Consider the following 23,383-nt stretch of genomic DNA (forward strand, 5'->3'; position numbering starts at 1 on the left):
CAGATGATGACTTTAAAATTACAAATGACAAATCGTTTTATAAAACAACAAAAAGCCAGTGTTTTAACCTTTTTCATTGTGCTTTTCTCCTTGTCTTCTTATGCTCAAGTGTCTAATTCAATAGATTCTACTACCATAAAAATTGGCGAAGAAATTATTTATAAAATCGAAGTTAAAGCCGATTCATCAGCATTGGTTGTTTTTCCTGAAGGTCAGACATTTTCGCCTCTAGAAATGATTTCATCTTACGCTATCGATACGACTAAGCGAGAAGCGACATTTTTATTAATTAAAAAATACGGATTAACGCAATTCGATTCTGGCGCGTATACTATTCCGAAGCAAAAAATAATTATTAACAATACAACAGTTTTTACCGATTCGTTAAGAATTGAGGTTTATCCGGTTGTTATCGATACTACAAAACAAGGATTGTACGATATAAAACCAATGATAGCTGTAGAAAAAGCCGTTGGAAACTGGTGGATATATGGCTTTATCACTATCGCTAGTATCGCGGTAATTGCGTATTTAATGTATTGGTTTATTTGGAGGAAAAAACCGCTAACCGAAGCCGAAGAAATAGCTTTGTTTCCACCTTACGATCGCGCTAAAATGGCGTTAAAGAAATTAGACGATAGTAATTATCTTCAAACTGAAAACTTAAAAGAATATTACTCAGAGCTCACTTTTATTATTAGAAAATATTTAGATGAAAAAGTGTACGACCGTGCTTTGGAAAGTACTACCGACGAATTAGTAGATCGTTTAAAATTATTAAAAGAGGGTAATCAGATTGAGTTAAGTAACAACGATATTAGAAATATTGAAACCATTTTAAAGCGTGCCGATTTAGTAAAATTTGCCAAATCGGCTCCAGATGTTGCGTTAGCTGAAATAGACAGGAAAACGATAGATATAGAAATCGATCAAGTAAAAAGTGCCCTTCCGGAACCTACCGAAGCAGAGAAATTAAAAGATAAACGTTATAAAGAAGAACAAGAGCGACGTAAAAAAAAGAAAAAAGTGGTGCTCACGGTAGTGCTATCTTTAGCTTTAATATTAGCAACATTAATTGGTTTTATTGCCACTTACGGTTTTACTTATGTTAAAGATACCATAATTGGTAACGAAAGTAAAACACTTTTAGAAGGTAATTGGGTAACTAGCGAATATGGTTTTCCGCCTTTAACGATTTCTACGCCTAAAGTGCTAAAACGTAGTGAAGCGCAAACGCCTTCCGAATTGAAAGAGCAAGTTAAAAACACGATGTTTAGCTATGGAGGCTTAATTGAACATCTAAATATTGTAGTAAGCACAACCAAATATACAGCGCCACAACAGCAAACACAACAGGAACAGCAGGAACCTAAAATCGATTTAAATAAAGCAGTAGATAAAGGTTTAAAAGATTGGGAACAAAGCGGCGCTATTAATATTGTACTTAATAAAGAGAAATTTGTAACACCAAGAGGTGCCGAGGGTTTAAAAGCCTTTGGTACGGCCGATTTGCCGACAATACTATCTGGTAAAACAGAAAAAGGAAAATACGTCATTTTAAGTTTTACGAGTCAGAATATACTGCAACAAGTGCGAATTACTTGGAAAAACAATGATGATTACACCGAGGAAATTGTAGAGCGCATAATAAATTCAATAGAATTAAAACCAAAAGCTGAATAATGTTTGAAGGAATAGAATTTTTAAATAAAGCCTTTTTCTGGTTGTTCTTGACACTACCAATAGCTGTGCTATGGTATGTTTTAAAACATAAAAAACAAACAGCGCAGCTTAAAATATCGACTTTAAAAGGGTTTAAGGCATCGGGCTCTCTACTGCCAAAATTTAGGCATTTGTTATTCGTGTTTCGGTTATTAGCTTTAGGCTTTATCATAGTGGCTTTAGCACGACCGCGAACGGTAGACGTGTCCACGAAAACAAAAAACACTCGCGGTATAGATATTGTTATTGCTATAGATGTGTCGGCCAGTATGTTGGCTAAAGATTTAAAGCCAAACCGATTAGAAGCACTTAAAGACGTGGCTTCAGAGTTTATAAAGGGACGCCCAAACGATCGTATTGGTATTGTAGAATATGCCGGAGAAGCGTATACAAAAACACCCATTACTAGCGATAAAAGCATTGTACTTCGCGCACTAAGCGATATTAAATATAATACAATAATTGAAGGCGGTACCGCCATAGGAATGGGGTTGGCAACGTCCGTAAACCGTTTAAAAGATAGTAAGGCAAAAAGTAAAATTATTATTTTATTAACCGATGGAGTTAATAATTCAGGTACAATCAATCCTAAGATTGCGAGCGAATTGGCTGTGGAGTTTGGAATAAAAACGTATACTATTGGAATTGGAAGTAACGGTATGGCGCTATCGCCTGTAGCCTTGCGGCCTAATGGACAATTTCAATATGGAAGAGTAAAAGTTGAGATTGATGAGGTTTTACTAAAAGAAATAGCCCAAACAACTGGGGGAGAATATTTTAGAGCAACAAATAATAAGAAATTACAAGAGATTTACGACGAAATTAATAAGCTAGAGAAAACAGATATTGAAGAGTTTAAGTATTATAACTATCAAGAAAAATTTAGATTTTTCGTGTATATCGCAGGATTATTTTTACTGTTAGAGTTTTTCTTAAGATTTACCGTTTTTAGAAGTTTTATTTAATTTTAAATACATACAAAACACCACTTATAAATGTTTCAATTAGAAGAAAAAATATGGTTTTGGGCACTGTTAATTATTCCGGTAATTATCGTGGTGTTTTTAGCGCTTCAACTTTGGAAACGAAATACACAACGTAAGTTTGCAGATAAAAAACTATTAAACCGATTAAGTCCAGATAAATCGTTGTTTAAATCGGTTTTAAAAATAAGCATTCTCTGTTTGGCATTCGCCTGTTTTGCCATTGCACTAGTCAATCCTAAAGCAGGATCTACTCTCGAAACCGTTAAACGTGAAGGCGTCGATATTGTATTTGCGATCGATGTTTCCAAAAGTATGTTGGCCGAAGACATTGCACCAAACCGATTGGATAAAACGAAGCAATTAGCGACGCAAATTATAAACAATTTGGCAAGTGATCGTGTAGGTATTATAGCCTACGCCGGAAAAGCGTTTCCGCAATTGCCCATTACAACAGATTATAGTTCAGCTAAAATGTTCCTTCAAAATATGAATACCGATATGATGTCATCGCAAGGAACAGCGATTAATGAGGCGATAGAGTTATCTAAAACCTATTACGACGACGACGAGCAAACTAACCGTGTGCTTATCATTATTTCAGACGGAGAGAATCACGAAGGCTCTTCAAGCGCTATAGCAGAGGAAGCAAAAGAAGAAGGCATTCGTATTTATACTATTGGCGTTGGTACCACCAAAGGAGGTACAATTCCTATCCGAAGAAACGGAGTTTTACAAGGGTATAAAAAAGATAGACAAGGTGAAACTGTAATTACACGACTTAACGAAAACACGTTAAAGTCTATTGCTAGTCAAGCCGATGGAAAATATATTAAAGGTGATAATACCGATAAAGTGGTATCAGAAATTAGAACTATTTTAAATACAATGGACAAAACAGAGTTCGAAGCAAAGCAGTTTGCGGATTACGAGTCCCAATTTCAATGGTTTTTAGGTTTAGGGTTCTTACTGTTATTTCTCGATGTGTTTTTATTAGAACGCAAAACAGTATGGCTGAAGAAATTAAACTTATTTAACGAGAATTTATAAAATCTTTAACTATAAGCATCAGAGTAGTTTAATAACTTTATGAATTGCAAAAAACGAATCTTTTTCGTGTCAAAATTAATTATGAAACACAGTCTATTATACTTATTGTTTTTATGTTTTGCCAGTGTGGTCGCGCAAGATGCAGATAAGGCAAAGCAAAAAGCGATTAAAAAAGCAAATGGTTTAGTTTTTGAAGCTAATGAACTGGCTAGCAGTGATGATTTCGTATTGGCAGAAATGGAATATCGCAAAGCCCTATCGGAAGAACCACAAAGTGTTGTTGGAGCCTATAACTTAGGCCTTACCTATTATAAAGAAGGGAATTTTGAAGAAGCGCTATACCGCAATCAACAGGCTATTAAAAATACAGTGTCTAAGTCTGAGAAACATAAAGCATTCCATAACATTGGGAATATTTTAATGAAGAATGAAAAGTGCAGAGAAGCGGTTGAAGCATATAAAAATGCCTTAAGAAATGATCCTTCAGATAACGAGTCGCGATACAATTTAGCGTTGGCTAAAGACTGTGCTAAAGACGAAAAGCCGCCAGAAGAGGAAGACGATAAAAACGATAAGGATAAGGACAAAAAAGAAGACGAAAACAAAAAGGAGAATAAAGACGACGGCCAAAATAAAGAAAAGGACAATAACGAGGGCGATCAAGACAAAAAGGACGGCGATAACGAAAATGAGGATAACGCTAAGCCTAATGACGAAAAAGAGGATAAGGGCGAAGAAGGCGATGATAAGAAGGAGCAAGAAAACCCGCAACAGCAGCCTGGCCAAATGTCGCCACAACAAATAAAAAATCTGCTAGAAGCGATGAATAATGAGGAACAGAAAGTTCAGGAAAAAATGAACGCTCAGAAAGCCAAAGGTGCAAAAGTAGAAACCGAAAAAGATTGGTAACTATAAAAATTGATAGTTTGTAAGTCTTGTATTAACAAGAGTTCAAAGACATAACAAATGAAATTATTTAAACACATTACTGTACTATTGTTTTTACTAAGCACGAGTTTTGTATTCTCTCAGGTAGAATTTGAAGCGCGTGTGAGTAAGAAGAAATTAGGCGTTAACGAGCGTTTGCGTGTCGATTTTAGTATGAACCAAAATGGCGATAATTTTAGTCCGCCAAGTTTTGCAGATTTTGATATTATTGGAGGCCCCAACCAATCAGTTAGTAATTCATGGATTAACGGTAAGCGTACTTTTAAAAAAACCTACAGCTATTTTTTATCGCCAAAAAAACAAGGAAATTATAAGATTGAGCAAGCAACGATAGAAATTGAGGGCGAAACGTACTCAACCTCTGTAATAGCGATTGCGGTAACGAGTGCCGTAAGCAGACCCAACGATCCTAATACTGCCCAAACCATTCCAGAAGGCAGCATTCATTTAGTTGCAGAAGTCTCTAAAACTACGCCATATTTAAACGAAGCCATAACGGTAGTGTACAAACTTTACGTCTCTACAAACACGGGAGTAAGTAATTGGAGAGAAATAAATAGTCCGAAGTTTAACGACTTCTGGAGTCAGAATATAGAAATAAAAGGGCTTAAAATAGAAAACGGAAAATATAAAGGAGAAGACTACCGCTATGTTATTCTTAGAAAAGCTGTATTATATCCACAAAAAACAGGAACATTAGAAATTGAGCCCTTAAGTTTAAACTTAACGATTGATATCCCAACAAACCGTCGTGATATTTTTGGTGGTCGTTTAATGTCTCAAGTGCATAAAACCGTGTCTGCAGGAAGTAGAACAATTAAAGTAAAGCCCCTTCCGGAAACCGGAAAACCCTTAGATTTTGGTGGTGCTGTTGGTGAATTTAACTTTAATGTTACCACCTCTAAAGACGCTTTAAACGCGAACGAATCTTTGCAAGCAAAAGTGGCAGTTTCGGGTAAAGGGAACTTGAAATTATTTCAGCTGCCAAAACTTAATTTACCAAGTTCGCTAGAAGTTTATGAGCCAGAATATAGTGAAAAAATAAACACGTATTTAAGCGGAATGCAAGGTTCTATTACAGATACTTATACGGTTGTACCGCAGTATAAAGGGAAGTACCCGATACCAAGTATATCGTTTTCTTATTTCGATTTAAAAACGGAAAGTTATAAGCGTATTTCTTCTAATGAGGCTATTGTAAACGTTATTGAAGGGCCTGTTTACGGTGCTTCAGATAATAATATTGTAGCTGAAGGTGCACCAAACCAACGCTCTATTTTAAACAACGATGAGTTTGTGTTTGTTAAAACTGAGGCGCAATTGGTTTCAAAAGAAACCAATGATTTCTTTAACTCTACAGGGTTTTGGACCGGTTTATTGGCGCCTCTATTAGCTATTCCCTTCGCGATAGTCTTCCGAAGAAAAAAAGAAGAACGCGCAAACGATGTTGTAGGCAATAGATTAAGAAAAGCCGATAAATTAGCGAAGCGTTATTTAAGTGACGCTAAAAAAGCATTGGGTGATAAAGAAGCATTTTACGTGGCTTTAGAAAAAGCATTGCACAACTATTTAAAAGCGAGACTAAATATTGAAAATAACGCGTTTAGTAAAGAAAAAAGTAAAGAATTATTAGAGGGGAAACAAGTGGACAGCGCAGTTATTTTAGATTTCGATACGCTTTTAGAGAATTGCGAATTGGCACGTTACACACCAATTACAAATGTAGCAATGCAGCAAGATTACGATAAAGCTGCGCGAACAATACATACCATAGACAAGCAGATAAAATAAATTTATTAAGCGACACTATTAGATACTATTAATGTTTTCTAGAATTATGAAAGACATCTTTTTTATTATAATACTCTTTGTTAGTAGTTTGGCTCTAGCACAAAGCAGTGCGCTTTTTGAGCAAGGCAATGCGTTATACAACGATGGGAAATATGCTGAAGCTTTAGATAAATACACCGCTGTTTTAGAAACAAGTAATAAACATTCGGCGGCGTTGTATTTTAATATGGCCAACGCGCATTACAAGTCCAACCATATTGCCCCAAGTATTTATTATTACGAAAAGGCGAAGCAACTCGCACCAAACGATACGGATATTGAAAACAATATGGCCTTTGCAAAAAACATGACTATTGATGCGATTGCCGTAATTCCAGAAGTGGGATTAGCAAAATATGTAAAAAATCTCACCCAAAAACTTTCTTATAACAGTTGGGCTAAAACGGCAATTGGTTTTGTTGTTTTAGGAGTTGCTTTGTTTTTAGTGTATTATTTCTCACAATCGACAGCTATAAAACGTTTTCTTTTTACCGGAAGTTTGGTTTCTGCACTGCTCGTTTTCGTCACTTTAGGGTTAGCAGTTCATAACTATAACGTAGCTAAAAAAGATAATCCAGCCATTGTTTTTGCGGTATCAAGTAGTATAAAAACAGAACCAAACCCAAGAAGTGAAGAAGCCTTTACACTACACGAAGGAACAAAGGTGCAAATATTAGATACTCTAAGCGATTGGAATAAAATTAAGCTAACCGATGGTAAAATGGGTTGGATAAAAAAAGAAGACGTTAAAGAACTTTAAAATTTAAGTAACTTTAATAGCTTGTTTTTACTATTTTTACAATCTGTAATAACACAATATGCCAAAAATATCACTTTCTATTATTCTTACATTCCTATTTATTGGGTTTATTGTTACGCCAACATTTATTGTAGCAATGGATAAGACCGCTGATGTTTCTAGTTTTTATAGTATTACCGAAGAGGAAGAACAAAACAGTGTTTCTAAGAATATTGAAGTTGTACAGAATAGTCAGAACAACGAATTTTTAGTAATACACTTAACAAAAGACAAAGCCGATATTCTTTATCGCTTTAAAAACTACTCGAAACCAAACCTTAATATTATATCTCCACCTCCGGAGTATTTATAATTTTTACGACAGCACAAAATCTTAAAATGACTGCAAAGCACGGGCTTTAATGCATTTTGGTTTTGGCACTCTATACGTGTCGCTCTTGTTTAAAAGATTCAAATAAATAAGATAGTCACTAAACGTATATGAAGTAATTAATTATAAATTCATATAAATTAAGGATTAAAAACGAATGAAAAATTTATTTTCAAATATAAAGGGAGATGCTTTTGGTGGTATTACTGCCGGTATAGTCGCCTTGCCATTAGCTCTAGCTTTTGGCGTATCTTCTGGATTAGGACCTAGCGCAGGACTTTACGGCGCTATATTTATTAGTTTCTTTGCCGCTTTATTTGGTGGTACTAGTACGCAAATTTCTGGACCAACGGCTCCGATGACTGCGGTAAGTATGGTTATTATTGCAGGAATAATTGCTGCTAACGATGGGAGTCTAGAAAAGGCTTTACCTGCTATTTTAACCGTGTTTCTATTAGCGGGAATAATGCAAGTAGGGCTCGGTGTTTTAGGCCTCGGTAAATATATAAGATACATACCCTACCCCGTAGTCTCTGGATTCATGACGGCCATTGGTGTCATTATTTTACTTACACAAATTTTACCCTCTTTAGGATATTACCCTAAAGAAGATTTGGATTTTGTAAATCAGTTTAAACCGCAAGCCGAAGCGGTTATTTTGGAGAATTTATTAAAAGAAGAGGCCAACAACGGTGTTTTAGTCTTAGAAGATTTTAGTACGACCATTAATAATGCAGAATCTATTACAGAGGCAGATATTATAAAGGAATCTGAAACTCTTGCAGCAAAAGAAACGTCTGGAGTTATCGGCGCAATTAAGGCGCTACCAAGAGCTTTAAATAACATACTTTGGTTAGAGGTGATTCTGGCTTTAGGAACGATTATAATAATCTACGGATTTAAAAAAATCACAACTAAAGTGCCGAGTACTTTGGTTGCCCTAGTGATTATGTCTGGTATTGCTTTCGGTTTTGGTTTGGATTATAGACCTATTGAAGAGATCCCTGGCGGCATCCCAATTCCGCGTGTAGACATTTTTACAGAATTTAGTTTAGGAACCATTACCCCATATATTTTTACCGCATTAACTTTGGCGTTATTAGGAGCTATCGATTCTTTGTTGACGAGTGTTGTGGCCGATAATATGACGAAAACAAAACACAAACCTAATAAAGAGCTCATAGGGCAAGGTATTGGTAATAGTGTGGCGGCATTTTTTGGCGGAATTCCTGGGGCGGGTGCGACAATTAGAACGGTTGTAAACATTAAATCTGGGGGTAAAACAAAATTATCTGGTATGATTGCTGGTGTTTTATTGCTATTTATTTTATTGGCTTTAGGACCCGTAGCCTCTAAAATTCCGGCAGCCGTTTTAGCAGGTATTTTAATAACTGTGGGTATTGGTGTTATGGATTATAAAGGTTTAAAAGCTATTCCATATTTGCCAAAAGATATGAATTTGTTAGGCTTAAAATTAAGTTCGGAGGTCTTAATAATGCTCATTGTTTTATTGCTTTCTACTTTTTGGGATTTAATTTATGCCGTAGGGATTGGCTTAATTATAGCATCGCTGATGTTTATGAAGAAAATAGGAGACTTAACAGCAGCTAGTTCAGATGTGAAACCATTAAAAGAAGAAGTTTGGGCCGATGAGATAGAATTTCCAGAACATTTAAAGGAAGAAGTTTTTATTAAACATTTAAAAGGGCCATTATTTTTTGGCTCCACAAGTGATTTTCAACAATTGTATTTACAAATCCCTGCAACCGCTACAACGGTAGTATTACGTTTAGGACGTATGCCATATATGGATCAATCGGGATTGTATGCTTTAGAAGAAATGTTGCAAGATTTAAAACAGAAAGAAATTCGTGTCGTTTTTGTAAATTTACTAGAGCAACCACGTTATATGATGGAACGAATAGATATCATTCCAGATTTTGTTTCCGAAGAACACATCTTTAAAAATTTTAAAAGCTGTATGAAATGGATAAAAGATAATGTAAAAGACCGATACTAAAAAAATAAGATTATGAAATTAAAAAATGTATTTGATAACAATAAAGAGTGGATTAAAAATAAACTAGAAGAAGATAGTGCTTATTTTGATAAGTTAGGATCGGGCCAAAACCCTGAGCTGCTTTTTATAGGATGTTCTGATAGTCGTGTAACGGCAGAAGAACTTATGGGCTTAGGTCCTGGCGATGTTTTTGTACATCGTAATATTGCTAACATGTTTATGGGTACCGATCTAAATGCGATGTCTGTAGTAGAGTATGCAGTCTCTCATTTAAAAGTGAAGCACGTGGTAGTTTGTGGGCATTACGGCTGTGGGGGGGTAAAAGCAGCAATGCAATCTGCCGATTTAGGCATTCTAAATCCGTGGTTAAGAAGTATTCGGGACGTTTACCGTTTGCATAATAAAGAGTTGAATGCTATTGAGGATGAAGTGAGAAAATACGAACGTTTAGTGGAGTTGAACGTACAAGAGCAATGCGTTAATTTAATTAAAACTGCCGCCATACAAAAAGCGATTAGAGATCGCGATTTAATTGTTCACGGTTGGGTATTCGATATTCATTCAGGGAAATTAATAGACCTAAAAATTGATTTCGAAAAGATACTCGATGAAATTAGAGAAATCTATCATTTGGATTAAATTAAAAAATAGCCACTCAGAATAGAGTGGCTATTTTCTTCTTAAAGAGTATTATATTATAAAATAGTAATTATCGCAGTATTAGTTTTTTAATCGTTTGAAATTGGTTTGATGCTAATTTTATGACATAAACTCCACTTGCAAGCGATGATAAATTAAGTATATTATTAGTGTTCTCTAAAAAAGATTCATAAACAATTTGCCCTGAAATATCGTAGATAGCAATTGATGTATTTGTGTGCTTGAGAAAATCAAAAGTAATATTTACTTGCTTATTTACGGAAGGATTTGGAAACATCTTAAAGCTTGGGTTTTTCACTTCAAAAGCTGTTGTGCTTAATGTGCCTTCTTCAGCTTTATCAGACAATATAAAAGAGGTGTCTACACTCTGTACCGACCAATAATAATTAGAGGCTGTTAAATTATTTAGTGTCCAAGAATTACCGTGCACTTTATAAGAAGCTACTTCTTGTCCATTCTGTGTTGTACCTATAGTTAACCAATAATACAATCCGTTTTCTGGAGTGTGATCGTCTGTGCCATTATCCCATATAAATGTTATCGAGTTGTTTGGATTAATTACGCTAGATAAATTTGTTGGTGCGATTGGTTTCAAGTTTGCTGTTGGCGTTGTATTCGTATGCAAAACAGTTTTAGAGGCATAATTAGCATCGTCAAAGAAGCCTGAAATTAAAATATCTAGGTCGTTATCATTATCGTAATCAGCCCAAAATAAACTTGTGCCACCTCCAAGATTTGTTAATCCTTCATCGGTTTGTGTAAATACATTATTCTCGTTTTTATATAAAATTGTGACATCGTTGTAATTTACATCAGAGCCTGAAACGACTAAATCTAAATCACCATCATTATCATAATCACCCCAAGCAATTGGAGTTGTTCCACTAGAAACATCCATTCCTGCCAAAGTGGTGAATTCGGTAAACGTGCCGTTTGTATTACTATAAATTTTTGCTTTATAATCACCGTTGATATCATCTCCAATTACCGAGAAATCTATATCATCATCATTATCAAAATCGCCAAGTGCAAAACTTCCGTAATATAGACCAGGTAAATTCTGTTGTTCTGTAAATATGGCGTTCGTATTAAAATACGTTTTTAAAGTCGGACTATAATTTTCGTCTAATCCCATTACCAAAATATCCAAATCATCATCGTTGTCCAAATCTCCAAATTGTGCGTTTCCATTTTGCAGACCAATGAAACCTGCACTAGCGTCTGCAAACGTACCATCTGTATTAGTGTAAATTCGGGTTAAAGAAGATGCGCCAGTAGACGCTTGATATCCTCCAGTTACTAAAAGGTCTAAATCGCCATCGTTATCGTAATCACCAAAATCTATAGAGCCTAAAATAACGCCTTCTAGTTGTTGTTTTGTAACAAATGTATTGTTAACGTTTTCATATACTGTAAAAAAATAAGAGGTTAAATCGGAGTAGTTTTGTCCAGAAACAAGTAAATCTAAATCACCATCATTATCTATATCTATAAATTTTACAAACCCAAGATGTACATTGGTAATTGTAGGAGTGCTTATTTCGCTTAAAACACCATTATTGTTTTTGTATAATCGTACCGCGCTTTCATTGGGAGAATAATCTCCTGTTGTGTCTATTGCACCAGAGATTATTAAATCTAAATTACCATCGTTATCGTAATCTCCCCAATCAGTAGAAGGGTAGAAAAAGTTATCTACCACTGTACTTGTTTCAGTAAAAGTCAAAGAATCTGTTGTTGTATTTAAAAACACCGAGGTCGCTTTATTATTGTTTTCGTTTAAACCTGTAACAACAACATCTGGTTTTCCATCGTTATTAATATCTCCAACAGCAGCATCACCGTAATAAGACGCTGATAGTATGGCAGTATTGCTTTGCGTGAAATTATCTTCACCCATATTGTTAAATATATGGTAAACGTAACTTCCTGCGCCGGGAGTCGCGCTAGACCCGGTTATAAATAAGTCTAAATTACCATCCATGTTAAAGTCTGCCCATTCTATAGAGCTATGGGAAACACCTGGGATATTCGTATCAATATTGGTAAACGTACTATCTCCATTATTTTTATAGATTTCTGTAAATCGTTCGGCCCCACTTGTGCCACCAGCTCCCGAAATAACTAAATCGATGTGCCCGTCGTTGTTATAATCTCCCCATTCCGTATCGCCTAACCAACATTGTTGAAGGTTTATATTCGATTTGGTAAATGTATTATCGGAATTATTGGTGTAAATATGTGTAAAAAACTCGCCGTCTGTGGTGTTGTATCCACTTAATACAAAATCGTTAAAATTATCGTCGTTATAATCTGCCCACTTAATTCTACCAAAGTTCATTCCAGGAATTGTGATGGGATTAATCAATTCTGTAACTGAATTATCACCATTGTTGATGAATAACTTCGTAACGAATGTCCAAGTTTCTGTTTCAATTCCAGTTAGAGAGATGTCTATTAAATTGTCATTATTAATATCTACCATAGCAACTTCCCCCAAATACATAGGAGGCAAATCTTGCTCTAAAGCCGTAAATGTATTGTCTCCATTATTAATATGAACTTTAGTATAACCTTCAGATTCTGTATTAAAACCTTGAATTAAAAGATCTAAAAAACTATCGTTATTATAATCTGCCCAACGTGCCGACCCATTCGATACTGCTGGTAAATTACTAGAGCTTACTAATTCATATTGCCCTTCATTATAGATATATAGTCCACCAACGGTTATGTCTTGATTGTTAACTCCAGATAGGTAAGCATCTAAATCGCCATCATTATCGGCGTCCCCCATAGCTATTACAGAGTTTGCTAAAGCGGGTAATGTGGTTTGAAGTGAATTAAAAGTCTGTGCCATCATCGCCAAAGGGCTAAAGCATAGTAAAATTAGTAAATTTGTGTGTAATTGTATTTTCATAATTATATTATTTAGAATGATTCTAAGTTTTAGTTTTATGCTAAAAAAAAGAGCAGCGAACTGCTCTTTTTCCTAACTCTGTTTATTTAGACTATTGTAATAAACTATAAACAAATTGTGGGTGTCCACGTTCTCCAGCATCGTTATACATACTTAAAAATTTAATTTTGTATACGTTGCCGTCAAAATCTTTTAGTATAAAAAAGACGGTATCATAAAGTGCAGGTAACTGCCCTGGACCACCTCCAGCTCTCCAATTCCCTCCAATAGCACGTTGGTCCTCAGAAAAATTAGCATTTACCACATCTGCTTTAGTGAATTCTGAGTAAGTTAAGCCTTCGGTTTCACCATCTATTTTATAAGCTTCAACCTCAGATTTCGCGTTAATTACTACAAAATCACTGTAGCCGTAAGCACCGTAGCCGGTAATTTCATCCGTAAAAACCGTAAAGTTTAGATCCCATTCTGATTGTGCCGGCTCTACGCTTATAATGCTGTTTGTATCAAAACTAAAATGTGTAAAATTGTACCCTAAGGTTTTAGAAATGGTTACTTCTTGATGTGTTGTTGCGTCTAAGTCTGCGTATTGTAAAATGTAATCGTTACCACTTTTTAGCACTCTAATTTTTTTCCATCCTCTGTGGTCACCTTTAGTAGCAACACTTCCGGTAGCAGGAGCAGTGGTGCCTACTGTATTGCCTAAGTTTACTAAATACACAGAATTATCAGCTTCCACACTAGAAATTTCGTTAATAGCTGTTGCGTCGATAGCACCACTTGGGCCATCAATGTATGTTCCGCTTATAGCATCGTATGTTCCTACCTTAACACCTGGCTGAAGGTCTACAACCTCGGCGTTACTCGAATTAATAGCATCAATATCTGTAGATGCTAACGCTGCAGTCGCCATATAAATTGAACCATTAATGGTGACTCTAAATTCGTCACCAGAGTAAAAACCTAAATCCCAAGTATCTCGTTGTACATTTGTAGAGACATTGGTGCTTAAATCAATATATACTTGGTTTTGCTCATTGGGTCCACCAATTTGAGGAGATAAAGAAGCGCCTTCAACAATTATAGCGATAGGGCCGGAGTTTGTTATGGTATCATCATCGCTACTACAGCTTGTAAAGGCGAGTACTGAGGTACATAAGAATAGAGTAAAAAATTTGTTAATCATTGTAATTGAGTTTTAAAAATTTAAATTATATAATAGTTTTAAGTAATAAGATCGTCCATAACCTAATAAAAGCGAACTGTTTGATGCTTCGTGAGCACCACTAGAAGCGGCATTTCTTATGTTAACATTAGTAACATTTAGTAGGTTTCGGCCACCAAGAGTGGCTTGTATTTTACGGTTTAGAAATGATTTTTTTATGGACGCATCTAGCCAGCTATAGCCTTCCGTTTTAGATTTTGAAAATACAGAGTCCCCATTGGTATCCATTCCAGAAGCTACATAGTCTTTCTGTTCACCGTTGTATTTTAACAATACGGTTAATGCCGTATTCCATTGCTTTATGGCATACGTTCCGCTAGTATTTACTTGAAAGGAGTATAAGAAATTGTTTTGCGCATTAATCTCGTTATTTGCAATTCTAGAAGTCCCTTGTAATGTTGCCCCTAAATTAAATGCCCAATTTCCATTTTTAATCGTGTTTTGAGAGCTTAGACTCCATAGTTTATAAGCATCGATATTAATATACTGGTATTGCAAAGGGCTTGTATTTACAATCGCTAAATCAATTCTATCGTCAACATCTATATAGGTTAATTTTACGGCGTTAATCAATGAGAAATTAGTAAACCAACTTCTTTTCTTTAGATTTAAAAATGCAGAAAATCCTTTTTCTGGATTTAAGTTCTCGTTGCCTTGAACATCGTGGTTAGAATCCACGAAATAATAGTACAACTCTTCAAAGTTTGGGGTTCTATAAGAGGTTCCTACATTACCGCGTAATTCGAAACCGTTATTTAACAAATAGCGTGCGCTTAAAGAGGTTAATACTTGCGATTTAAATTTCGAGTTGTATTCATACCGAGCGCCTGGGCGTATTAAAAACGCGTTGGTGAGGTTTAATTCTGTAGAGGCGAATAAGGCGTAATTACTTTGCGAATTTTCTTTTTCAAGCTGCGTAATATCTCCCGAGGCTTGCGTGTCGTAGCCCTTTATATAACGTGCTTCGTAGCCTAATTCAAAGTTATAAAAATCACTTTGTATAAGATTATTTATACGTCCTTTTGTGAAAAACACCTCACTAGATTGGTAGGTGTTGTCGGTTTCGTTGGATTGGTTTCCAGAAAGAATAAAATAATTAAATTCGTTTAAATCGCGTTTTTGTGTTTGATATGAGAAGGCAGCGCTATAGTTTGCTCCACCATCAAGTTTCCCGTTTAGATTTAAATTATTTATAAACCTGTTGGTCGTAAATATTCTGTCTGTTGCTGAAGGATTACGCGTTTGGGCATCGACATCTATATTTGATCTTACTGAAGCATCGTAGAAACTAAGAATTTCATTAAAGTATTCAAATTTATAGGTAATAGTAAAGTTTTCAGAATCATAATGTAATAAACCGTTGGTGTTCATTTGTGTTTTCGGTTGCCAATCGTAACCGCGTAATCCATCGTTTTTATAATAATCTTGGCCTTGTTTGTTATTAAAGAAACCTGCAAATTGGTTGCGGTTAAAACCCACACGAGCCATTAGTCTTTCGTTAATATTATGCGCCACACTTACCGATTGAATATGCCTGCCTTGATCAAACCACTCGTATTCATCGCTTATGGTTTCTTCTTGAACAGAGATGTTAATGTCCCATTCTGTGGCAATAGATTTTTTGGTGATAATATTTATTACTCCAGAAACAGCATTGGCACCGTATTCCACACCCATTGCACCTTCCGCAATTTCGATACGCTCAATATCGTCAAGATTAATTTGGGTTAAATCGATGTTGTTTCCCAGGCCATTGTCGCTAACTAAAGGAATATTATCTACTAAGATATTAAAATATTGAGAGTCTAATCCGAAGAAAGACACCGTAGATTTTCCGGTTTGACTATTAGGGACTACTGTTAAATTTAAATTAAAGTTTAATAAATCGGCTAAATTATTTGCGGCTTGATTCTCTATTTGCGCTCTGCTTATTACGGTAACATTGTGTACAGACTTTTTTATGGACTGCGGATTGTACTGTCCGGTGATTACAACTTCCTTAAGTGCTTCAACCTCTGTGGAATCCTTATCAGCCTCCTGAGAAAAAGAAATGCCGCTTAAAAGAAGTGCCAAAAAAAGCACCAGATAATTTTTATTTAGACTCATTCTACTTTATATTTGCTGCAAATATAGAACCTTATTTTAATTCATTCTAAATAAGAATAAGGAATTTCAACTTTTTTTTAAACACATAATTCAAGACCATTTAAATGAAACAGTTAACAATTTTCACACTACTTGCAATCGCATTTATTACTAATGTAAATGCTCAGAACAAGAAAAAACAAGATCAAAAAGCCATAAAGGATATGTGCGGATGCTACGACGTGTCTTTTAATTTTGCCGAAACTTTTGAGTATGTTGAAGATTCTACCTATGTGCCTTCCAAAGTAAAACACGATAGAGGTTTGGAATGGGTAGCGTTAGTTAAAGATGAAAAAGATGAGATTGTATTACAACATTTGTTAATTGTAGAGACGAAGCAAGGGCCTTATATCGTAAAACATTGGCGACAAGATTGGGGGTTTCAAAACACAGAGTTATACACCTACAACCACGATAATAAATGGGACTTTGTAACACTTCCAAAAAAGGATGTTAAAGGACAATGGACGCAAAAAGTGTTTCAAGTGGATGATAGTCCGCGTTATGAGGGCTCAGCCTCTTGGATACACGTTGATGGGAAAAGCTATTGGGAAAACACAACGGCAGCTCCGTTACCAAGACGAGAATACACAAAACGTAGCGACTACAATGTAACGGTAAGAACAAACAGACACGAAATTACAGATGCCGGTTGGGTTCACGATCAAGATAATAATAAGGTCTTACGCGAAACTGGAAAAGAAGATGTGGTTATAGCGCAGGAAAAAGGACACAATGCATACGTAAAAGTAGCCGATAGTAAATGCATTGCAGCACAAGAGTATTGGAAAGAAAATGCGGAGAAGTGGGCCGTAGTACGGGCGAAATGGGATACTGTTTTCGAAAGAAATACTAATCTGTCGCTTGAAGAAAAAGTTGATAATAAAGTATTATTTAAATATTTGTTTGATGAAGAGAATTATAAAACTGCCGAGCAAATTAATCCAGTTATAGAATCATTTGTAAAATAGTACGATGAAAAATTTAAAACAATTAGCTGTTGCCTTAACCCTAATTTTAGGGTGTGCAGCGCAAGCACAAGAAAACGCTTTTTTAAGCCAAGATTTTTGGAAGACAAATCCAACAATCGAAATGGTTGACGCTAAAGTTAAAGCAGGAAACGATATTTCAGAATTCAATGGACGGTCGTTTAATGGTGTTGTTTACGCTATTTTGCAAGACGCGCCTTTAAAAACTATAAAACATAGTGTCGCTTTAGACGGAAATAAGGTAAACAAATTAACGCACGACGGAAGAACTTATATTTTCTGGGCGGCTTATAAAGGAAACGTCAAGCTAATGAAACACCTTTTAAGTAAAGGAGCAAAAACAGATATCTTGGACGATAAAGGAAGTACAATCCTTAATTTTGCAGCCGGATCTGGTCAAACCAACACAAAAGTGTACGATTTATGTTTGGCAAACGGTGCCAATCTTAAAAAAGACCTAACGCCTTACGGTGCAAATGCCTTGTTATTAGTAGCGCCTTCTGCTAAAGATTTTACTTTAATAGAGTACTTCACAAAAAAAGGATTACCTATTAATAGTGTCGATGCTAAAGGTAACGGTCTCTTTAACTATGTAGCTAAAAGCGGAAACATAGAGCTGTTGAAGCAATTAGTAAACAGCGGTATTACAGGTAACGATAATGCTTTTATTACCGCAAGTCAAGGCACGCGCTCTACAACAAACGGTGTAGACGTTTTTAATTATTTAGAAAGCGCAGGGTTGCATCCTAATGTAACAACAGACACTGGAGAAACACCTTTACACGCTTTAGCTTCTAGAACAAAAGAGAGTGCAACTCTTACTTATTTTATTGAAAAAGGAGTAGATGTAAATCAAGAAGATACATCTGGTAATACCGCTTTTTTAAATGCTATACAACGTAATGACTTAGATGTTATTCAGTTGCTTTTTAAACACGTAAACACGATTAACCACCAGAATAAAAAAGGAGAATCTGCATTAACTTTAGCGGTAGCACACAATACGCCAGAAGTGGTCAATTTCTTAATCGCAAATAACGCAGATGTTATGGTAACTGATGCTAACGGCAACACGTTAACGCCCTATTTAATGGAGTCGTTTTCAGTAGCTAGAAAAGAGGCTTTTAAACGTAAACTTAATGCTTTATCTGCAAAAGGCTTAGAGGTTGCAAAGGCTCAAAAAAATGGGAATACCGTATTTCATTTAGCATTAGATTCTAATAATTTAGAACTTATTACATTTGCAGCAGGACTTAATACCGATGTTAATGCTGAAAATAATGAGGGTTTAACGCCGTTACATAAAGCAGCAATGTTAGCTAAAGATACCGAAATTCTTAAATATTTAGTCTCTATCGGTGCAGAAAAAGAGACGGTAACCGATTTTGAAGAAACAGCATACGATTTAGCCTCAGAAAACGAAATCTTAAAAGCGAATAATATCGCGATCGAATTTTTAAAATAGTATATATAATGAAGACTTATAAACAATTATTGGTAGTAGGAGTGGTTCTATTCGGACTATTATCTTTTACACTCCCCTCGGAAAGCACGACGTATAAATGTATGATTCAAATGACGAATTACACCGGAGAATCGGCGTACGTTGTGGTGTCTTTAATTAATCCTAAAGGTGATTATGAAGAAACACTTTCCGTTCAAGGTGACGACGACGAGTGGTACCACGATATTTCTGAGTGGTGGAAATTCTACGGAAAAAAAAGGGGTAATATTGATGCGATAACCGGAGCGACAATAGCTGGTGGTGCCCGCAATATTAGTATTATCGCTATTGACGATTCTAAAATTGATGCGGGTTACAGTATTCGTTTTGAAACAGCTGTTGAGGATCAAGAATATTACACTAAAGATGTCGCGTTTCCATTAACTTCAGAAACCGTAAAAAGTAAACAAGAAGGCACCGGTTTTATACGTTATGTGCGTATAATGCCTAATTAAACGGTATTTAATATGACTATTTCAATTTGGAGATACAGCCACCTTGCGCTAGCTGTATCTTCTTTTGTTTTTATTTTTCTAGCTTCCGTTACCGGAATTGTTTTAGCTTTTCAGCCCATTTCAGAGCAAATACAGCCGTATAAAAGCGATGGGTTTGACACGGTTTCTTTGGCCGAAACACTATCGGTATTTAATAAAGCGTACCCCGAAGTGACCACCCTAGAGATTGATACTAACGATTTTGTTTCGGCGTCCGTTATTAGTGAAAACGACAAAAATTTAAATGGTTATTTTAATCCTATTACTGCTGAATTTCTTGGTAAAAAAATTGAATCGTCTAAGGTGTTTCAATTTGCAACCACTTTGCACAGATCGTTGTTTTTAAAAGGTGTAGGCCGTTTTTTTATGGGGTTGTGTTCGTTTTTACTCTTTTTAATAGCCGTTTCGGGTGCTGTTTTAATACTTAAACGTCAGCGCAGTATTAAAAAGTTCTTCGCAAAAATTGTCAACGATAATTTTGCGCAATATTGGCACGTCGTTTTAGGCCGATTATCTTTAATTCCAATTATAATAATTACCGTTACTGGTGTTTATTTATCGCTTTTAAAATTTAACCTGTTACCAGAAAGTAACATGTCGCAGTCTATAAATTACGAGGCAATTACAGAGCGCCCTAAACAAGATATCGCAGCGTTTGCTGTTTTTAAAAACATTAAACTTACCGATGTAAAATCAGTCGAATTTCCCTTTTCTAGCGATGTCGCAGATTTTTATACTATCTATTTAAAGGACAAGAAAATTGTAGTGAACCAATTTACGGGCGAAGTACTAAGTGAAATTAATTATCCGCTAGTCACGCTATTGTCAACGTTAAGCTTAAACTTACACACAGGAAAAGGTAGCATTATTTGGTCTTTAGTTTTAGCGTTTGCGAGTATAAACATACTGTTCTTTATCTATTCTGGTTTTGCAATGACGCTAAAGCGCCAAAAAGCGAAACTGAGAAACAAGCTTAAAAAACATAAATGCGAATATATTGTTTTGGTGGGTTCAGAAAATGGGAGCACTATTCCATTTGCCAATGCGTTTTATAAACAATTATTAAAAGCAGGGAAAACCGCTTATATCACAGAACTTAATAAGTACCAAACGTTTAAAAAAGCAAAACATATTATTGTGTTTACGGCCACGTATGGCGAAGGCGAGCCGCCAACCAATGCCAATACCTTTTTACAGCAATTAAAAAACACCGAGCAGTTACAACCTCTGTCTTTCTCGGTTGTGGGTTTTGGGTCGTATGCGTACCCCGACTTTTGCCAATTTGCACTAGATGTCGACCGTGGGTTTACAGCGCAGCACGCACATCAGTTTTTGCCGCCGTTTAAAATTAACGACCGCTCGCTAGAAGCTTTCAACCAATGGGTTTCTTCTTTTAACACAGCATCAGGTTTAGCATTACACATTCCGCAGAAAAAATTAGTAGCACCACCAAAACGTACTAAAGCATTGCAAGTTGTGCGTAAAACAGAAGTGAAGACAAACCCAGATAACACGTTTATTGTAACCTTAAAACCAGCAAAAAATCTGCGATTTAATTCGGGCGATTTATTGGCCGTATATCCAGAAAACGATTACCGCGAACGTTTATATTCTATCGGTAAAGTAGCTGGAAATATACAACTAAGCGTAAAACATTATGCTAATGGTTTTGGTTCTAATTATCTCAACTCACTTCAGCAAAATACCGTGTTTAAAGCACGAGTTATAAATAACGCGGCCTTTCATTTTCCTGAAAAAGCGACACGCGTGCTTCTAATTGCAAACGGAACGGGGATCGCTCCTTTTGTGGGAATGTTGCACGAAAATACGTCTAAAATCGACACCCATTTGTATTACGGGTTGCGCGAACAAGAATCTTTAATCGTGTATAAATACGATTTAGATGTTGTCCTTAAAAATAAACAATTACACCAAATACACCTGGCGTTTTCAAGGGTTGGAAACACGAAGTATGTTCAAAATTTATTACAAAATGACGCGGTGTTTGTAGCAGAAACACTTCAAAATAATGGAGTTATAATGCTGTGCGGATCGCTAGCAATGCAAAAAGGAGTATTGGAAACCTTAAACGCTATTTGCGAAACGCAGAACCAAAAACCATTGCGTTACTATCAAGAAAAAAAGCAATTAAAAATGGATTGCTATTAACATTAAAAACAAGTATTATGTGCCATAGTCTAAAAATATTATCCAAAGGAAAAAGCGGAAACCTTTCTGTTTGCCATAACTGCGATGTGTATCATTTAGAATTTAACAACTTGTATTTTGAGTTTGACAACGATCAATTTCAGCAATTTCAGCATTTTGTATTGGAAGTCGACAGTGAGTACTGGGAAACCAAGTACGCCCAAGTAGATATTAAGAGAAAAATACCTATACCGTCGGTGCAAGAGAATTTAGTGCTAATGTTTAACCGTCAAGAAATACAAGAGTTAAAAGCGCTAATGCTTTATAAAAAAAGCAATGGTTTTTTATCTGTAGACGATATCGACTACAAACTTATTTTAAATTAATGAGTTTTTGGGTGACTGAGTTTAACAAGCACAAACGATCATTATAAACTTACCAAAGACAGTTAAGAAGTGGTCTCTGCTTCCGTTTCTGGTGTTTCGTCGGGTGTTGTTTCATCTTCAAATAAGTCATCGGCTTCAGTTTTAATAATACGCGGTAAAACTAAGGGCGCCAAACTTTTTACAGGCTCGTAGAGTAATGAGTCTTCTAGCTCTTCTTCAGATAAAAAGGGCAAAGAATTATTCATTGTATTAAAAACAATAAGTAAAATGCTTAGAATCAATCCAATTTTTAAAACGCCGAAGACAGCACCTAGTAAGCGGTTTAAAATTCCTAAAGCAGCAAAATTGGCGAGTTTGGTTAACGCTTTTCCTGCAATAGAAATCACCACAATAATCACCACAAAAGTAATAGCGAATGCGGTTACATTAATAGTTTGCTCGTCCCATTCTGTTTTGTTTTCTAAAAAAGAACCGGCGAAATGACTAAAATGAATTGCCCCATAAACCCCAGCGACCAGAGCAACCAGCGAGGCAACCTCTACAAATAATCCTTTCATAAAACCACGCACCAAACCAAACAGTAATAAGGCCGCCAATACAATATCAATAACACTCATAATACATCAGAATTTTAACAAATATAAATTAACTTTGCCACTGCAACCAAATACCTTTGTGTTTAAGGTTGTAGAAACCCATTTTAGCACTTAAAACCACTGTTTTTTGTTGCCAGAATGTAAAAGGAATATAAATAATTAAAGAAATTTCCTAAACATAGGAATCACTATATGTCAAGAGACACAGAATTAAAAGAACGCTGGGAATTGCTGGTATTAAAGCTATCCAACCAGTTTGCAGACGGAGATCCGTTAGAGTTAGACGCCATAATTTACCTGGTTGGCGTACAAGAATTAGGGCAGTTACATCGCAGCTTTAAAAAAGACCATAAACTCGATTTAATGCACATAGCAATTTGTAAATTACTAAGCCCATACGGCTATTACAAACTCGATTATGTCGACGATGAAGGCTGGCCACATTACACAATAGAAGAAGAATTACCACATTTAAAAGCTGGAGAACAAAGCGTTTTAATGAAAGAAGCATTGGTAAATTATTTTGTAGAAAACGACTTTATAAATTAGCAATTAGGGCGTTACCCAAAGGGTCAGGCTATTCGCTAAATCTTTTTGCGAAAAAGCAAAAAGGATATCGCTGCTATCCTTAACGCA

At 35.7% G+C, this 23,383-nt stretch carries 19 protein-coding genes; 15 read left to right on the forward strand and 4 right to left on the reverse strand.

Features of this window, described 5'->3' with window-relative positions:
* The first annotated feature begins 6 nt into the window (after positions 1–6).
* The 9 genes from ES676_RS05650 to ES676_RS05690 all read left to right on the forward strand — a co-directional run bounded on the left by ES676_RS05650 (position 7) and on the right by ES676_RS05690 (position 10,322).
* Positions 7–1,683: a BatD family protein gene (locus tag ES676_RS05650; RefSeq protein WP_148369572.1), complete on the forward strand. Its 1,677-nt coding sequence runs from the start codon at positions 7–9 to the stop codon at positions 1,681–1,683.
* Positions 1,683–2,687: a vWA domain-containing protein gene (locus ES676_RS05655; RefSeq protein WP_148369222.1), complete on the forward strand. Its 1,005-nt coding sequence runs from the start codon at positions 1,683–1,685 to the stop codon at positions 2,685–2,687. Before ES676_RS05650 ends, ES676_RS05655 begins: the two co-directional genes overlap by 1 nt.
* 30 nt (positions 2,688–2,717) lie before the next feature.
* Complete coding sequence (locus tag ES676_RS05660; RefSeq protein ID WP_148369224.1) at positions 2,718–3,755, forward strand: vWA domain-containing protein; 1,038 nt, start codon at positions 2,718–2,720, stop codon at positions 3,753–3,755.
* 81 nt (positions 3,756–3,836) lie between these two features.
* Complete coding sequence (locus tag ES676_RS05665; protein WP_148369226.1) at positions 3,837–4,664, forward strand: tetratricopeptide repeat protein; 828 nt, start codon at positions 3,837–3,839, stop codon at positions 4,662–4,664.
* Between the two features lie 57 nt (positions 4,665–4,721).
* Positions 4,722–6,494 (forward strand): BatD family protein, encoded by a 1,773-nt coding sequence (locus ES676_RS05670; protein ID WP_148369228.1) that lies wholly within the window; start codon positions 4,722–4,724, stop codon positions 6,492–6,494.
* 46 nt (positions 6,495–6,540) lie between these two features.
* Positions 6,541–7,293 carry a tetratricopeptide repeat protein gene (locus ES676_RS05675; RefSeq protein ID WP_148369229.1) on the forward strand — a complete coding sequence of 251 codons (753 nt, stop codon included), beginning with the start codon at positions 6,541–6,543 and terminating at the stop codon, positions 7,291–7,293.
* A gap of 58 nt (positions 7,294–7,351) precedes the next feature.
* Entirely contained in the window at positions 7,352–7,645 is a 294-nt protein-coding gene (locus ES676_RS05680) for a hypothetical protein (RefSeq protein WP_148369231.1), read from the forward strand.
* Positions 7,646–7,820: 175 nt separating this feature from the next.
* Positions 7,821–9,683, forward strand: coding sequence for a SulP family inorganic anion transporter (locus ES676_RS05685; protein ID WP_148369233.1), 1,863 nt, complete (start codon positions 7,821–7,823; stop codon positions 9,681–9,683).
* 12 nt (positions 9,684–9,695) lie between these two features.
* The gene (locus ES676_RS05690) at positions 9,696–10,322 is read left to right on the forward strand and encodes a carbonic anhydrase (protein WP_148369234.1); all 627 of its coding nucleotides are present in this window, start codon (positions 9,696–9,698) and stop codon (positions 10,320–10,322) included.
* A 70-nt stretch (positions 10,323–10,392) separates the two neighbouring features.
* Here the strand turns inward: ES676_RS05690 and ES676_RS05695 are convergent, their stop codons facing one another.
* From ES676_RS05695 to ES676_RS05705, 3 genes are all read right to left on the reverse strand, one after another.
* Positions 10,393–13,263, reverse strand: a complete 2,871-nt coding sequence (locus ES676_RS05695; protein ID WP_148369235.1) for a T9SS type A sorting domain-containing protein — start codon at positions 13,261–13,263, stop codon at positions 10,393–10,395.
* Between the two features lie 91 nt (positions 13,264–13,354).
* Complete coding sequence (locus ES676_RS05700) at positions 13,355–14,446, reverse strand: HmuY family protein (RefSeq protein WP_148369237.1); 1,092 nt, start codon at positions 14,444–14,446, stop codon at positions 13,355–13,357.
* 12 nt (positions 14,447–14,458) lie between these two features.
* Positions 14,459–16,591 carry a TonB-dependent receptor plug domain-containing protein gene (locus ES676_RS05705; RefSeq protein ID WP_148369239.1) on the reverse strand — a complete coding sequence of 711 codons (2,133 nt, stop codon included), beginning with the start codon at positions 16,589–16,591 and terminating at the stop codon, positions 14,459–14,461.
* A gap of 104 nt (positions 16,592–16,695) precedes the next feature.
* On the opposite strand from ES676_RS05705, the gene ES676_RS05710 reads away from it, so the two are divergent.
* From ES676_RS05710 to ES676_RS05730, 5 genes are read left to right on the forward strand one after another with little or no spacing between them, the layout of a single operon-like run.
* Positions 16,696–17,601 carry a DUF6607 family protein gene (locus ES676_RS05710; RefSeq protein WP_148369241.1) on the forward strand — a complete coding sequence of 302 codons (906 nt, stop codon included), beginning with the start codon at positions 16,696–16,698 and terminating at the stop codon, positions 17,599–17,601.
* A 4-nt stretch (positions 17,602–17,605) separates the two neighbouring features.
* Positions 17,606–19,084: an ankyrin repeat domain-containing protein gene (locus ES676_RS05715; RefSeq protein WP_148369243.1), complete on the forward strand. Its 1,479-nt coding sequence runs from the start codon at positions 17,606–17,608 to the stop codon at positions 19,082–19,084.
* Positions 19,085–19,092: 8 nt separating this feature from the next.
* Positions 19,093–19,578, forward strand: coding sequence for a DUF2271 domain-containing protein (locus ES676_RS05720; protein WP_148369245.1), 486 nt, complete (start codon positions 19,093–19,095; stop codon positions 19,576–19,578).
* Positions 19,579–19,590: 12 nt separating this feature from the next.
* Positions 19,591–21,786: a PepSY domain-containing protein gene (locus tag ES676_RS05725; RefSeq protein WP_148369246.1), complete on the forward strand. Its 2,196-nt coding sequence runs from the start codon at positions 19,591–19,593 to the stop codon at positions 21,784–21,786.
* Between the two features lie 17 nt (positions 21,787–21,803).
* The gene (locus ES676_RS05730; protein WP_148369247.1) at positions 21,804–22,151 is read left to right on the forward strand and encodes a DUF6686 family protein; all 348 of its coding nucleotides are present in this window, start codon (positions 21,804–21,806) and stop codon (positions 22,149–22,151) included.
* 62 nt (positions 22,152–22,213) lie between these two features.
* Here ES676_RS05730 and ES676_RS05735 read toward each other — a convergent pair whose 3' ends face one another.
* A complete protein-coding gene (locus tag ES676_RS05735) occupies positions 22,214–22,768 on the reverse strand; it encodes a CvpA family protein (RefSeq protein ID WP_148369248.1) in 555 nt (184 codons plus the stop codon).
* A 171-nt stretch (positions 22,769–22,939) separates the two neighbouring features.
* Between ES676_RS05735 and ES676_RS05740 the strand changes: the two genes are divergently transcribed.
* Positions 22,940–23,296 carry a hypothetical protein gene (locus ES676_RS05740; protein WP_148369249.1) on the forward strand — a complete coding sequence of 119 codons (357 nt, stop codon included), beginning with the start codon at positions 22,940–22,942 and terminating at the stop codon, positions 23,294–23,296.
* Positions 23,297–23,383 lie beyond the last annotated feature (87 nt).

Origin of the sequence: Bizionia saleffrena (assembly GCF_008086175.1) — a bacterium.
GTDB classification, from domain to species: Bacteria; Bacteroidota; Bacteroidia; order Flavobacteriales; family Flavobacteriaceae; genus Bizionia; species Bizionia saleffrena.

Excerpts from the sequence above, each read along its gene's own strand:
- ES676_RS05650 (WP_148369572.1), top strand. The coding sequence starts at position 7 with ATGACTTTAAAATTACAAATGACAAATCGTTTTATAAAACAACAAAAA.
- ES676_RS05695 (WP_148369235.1), bottom strand. The coding sequence starts at position 13,263 with ATGAAAATACAATTACACACAAATTTACTAATTTTACTATGCTTTAGC.
- ES676_RS05700 (WP_148369237.1), bottom strand. The coding sequence starts at position 14,446 with ATGATTAACAAATTTTTTACTCTATTCTTATGTACCTCAGTACTCGCC.
- ES676_RS05660 (WP_148369224.1), top strand. The coding sequence starts at position 2,718 with ATGTTTCAATTAGAAGAAAAAATATGGTTTTGGGCACTGTTAATTATT.
- ES676_RS05675 (WP_148369229.1), top strand. The coding sequence starts at position 6,541 with ATGAAAGACATCTTTTTTATTATAATACTCTTTGTTAGTAGTTTGGCT.
- ES676_RS05720 (WP_148369245.1), top strand. The coding sequence starts at position 19,093 with ATGAAGACTTATAAACAATTATTGGTAGTAGGAGTGGTTCTATTCGGA.
- ES676_RS05740 (WP_148369249.1), top strand. The coding sequence starts at position 22,940 with ATGTCAAGAGACACAGAATTAAAAGAACGCTGGGAATTGCTGGTATTA.
- ES676_RS05685 (WP_148369233.1), top strand. The coding sequence starts at position 7,821 with ATGAAAAATTTATTTTCAAATATAAAGGGAGATGCTTTTGGTGGTATT.
- ES676_RS05680 (WP_148369231.1), top strand. The coding sequence starts at position 7,352 with ATGCCAAAAATATCACTTTCTATTATTCTTACATTCCTATTTATTGGG.
- ES676_RS05725 (WP_148369246.1), top strand. The coding sequence starts at position 19,591 with ATGACTATTTCAATTTGGAGATACAGCCACCTTGCGCTAGCTGTATCT.
- ES676_RS05655 (WP_148369222.1), top strand. The coding sequence starts at position 1,683 with ATGTTTGAAGGAATAGAATTTTTAAATAAAGCCTTTTTCTGGTTGTTC.
- ES676_RS05715 (WP_148369243.1), top strand. The coding sequence starts at position 17,606 with ATGAAAAATTTAAAACAATTAGCTGTTGCCTTAACCCTAATTTTAGGG.
- ES676_RS05665 (WP_148369226.1), top strand. The coding sequence starts at position 3,837 with ATGAAACACAGTCTATTATACTTATTGTTTTTATGTTTTGCCAGTGTG.
- ES676_RS05670 (WP_148369228.1), top strand. The coding sequence starts at position 4,722 with ATGAAATTATTTAAACACATTACTGTACTATTGTTTTTACTAAGCACG.
- ES676_RS05705 (WP_148369239.1), bottom strand. The coding sequence starts at position 16,591 with ATGAGTCTAAATAAAAATTATCTGGTGCTTTTTTTGGCACTTCTTTTA.
- ES676_RS05710 (WP_148369241.1), top strand. The coding sequence starts at position 16,696 with ATGAAACAGTTAACAATTTTCACACTACTTGCAATCGCATTTATTACT.
- ES676_RS05730 (WP_148369247.1), top strand. The coding sequence starts at position 21,804 with ATGTGCCATAGTCTAAAAATATTATCCAAAGGAAAAAGCGGAAACCTT.
- ES676_RS05735 (WP_148369248.1), bottom strand. The coding sequence starts at position 22,768 with ATGAGTGTTATTGATATTGTATTGGCGGCCTTATTACTGTTTGGTTTG.
- ES676_RS05690 (WP_148369234.1), top strand. The coding sequence starts at position 9,696 with ATGAAATTAAAAAATGTATTTGATAACAATAAAGAGTGGATTAAAAAT.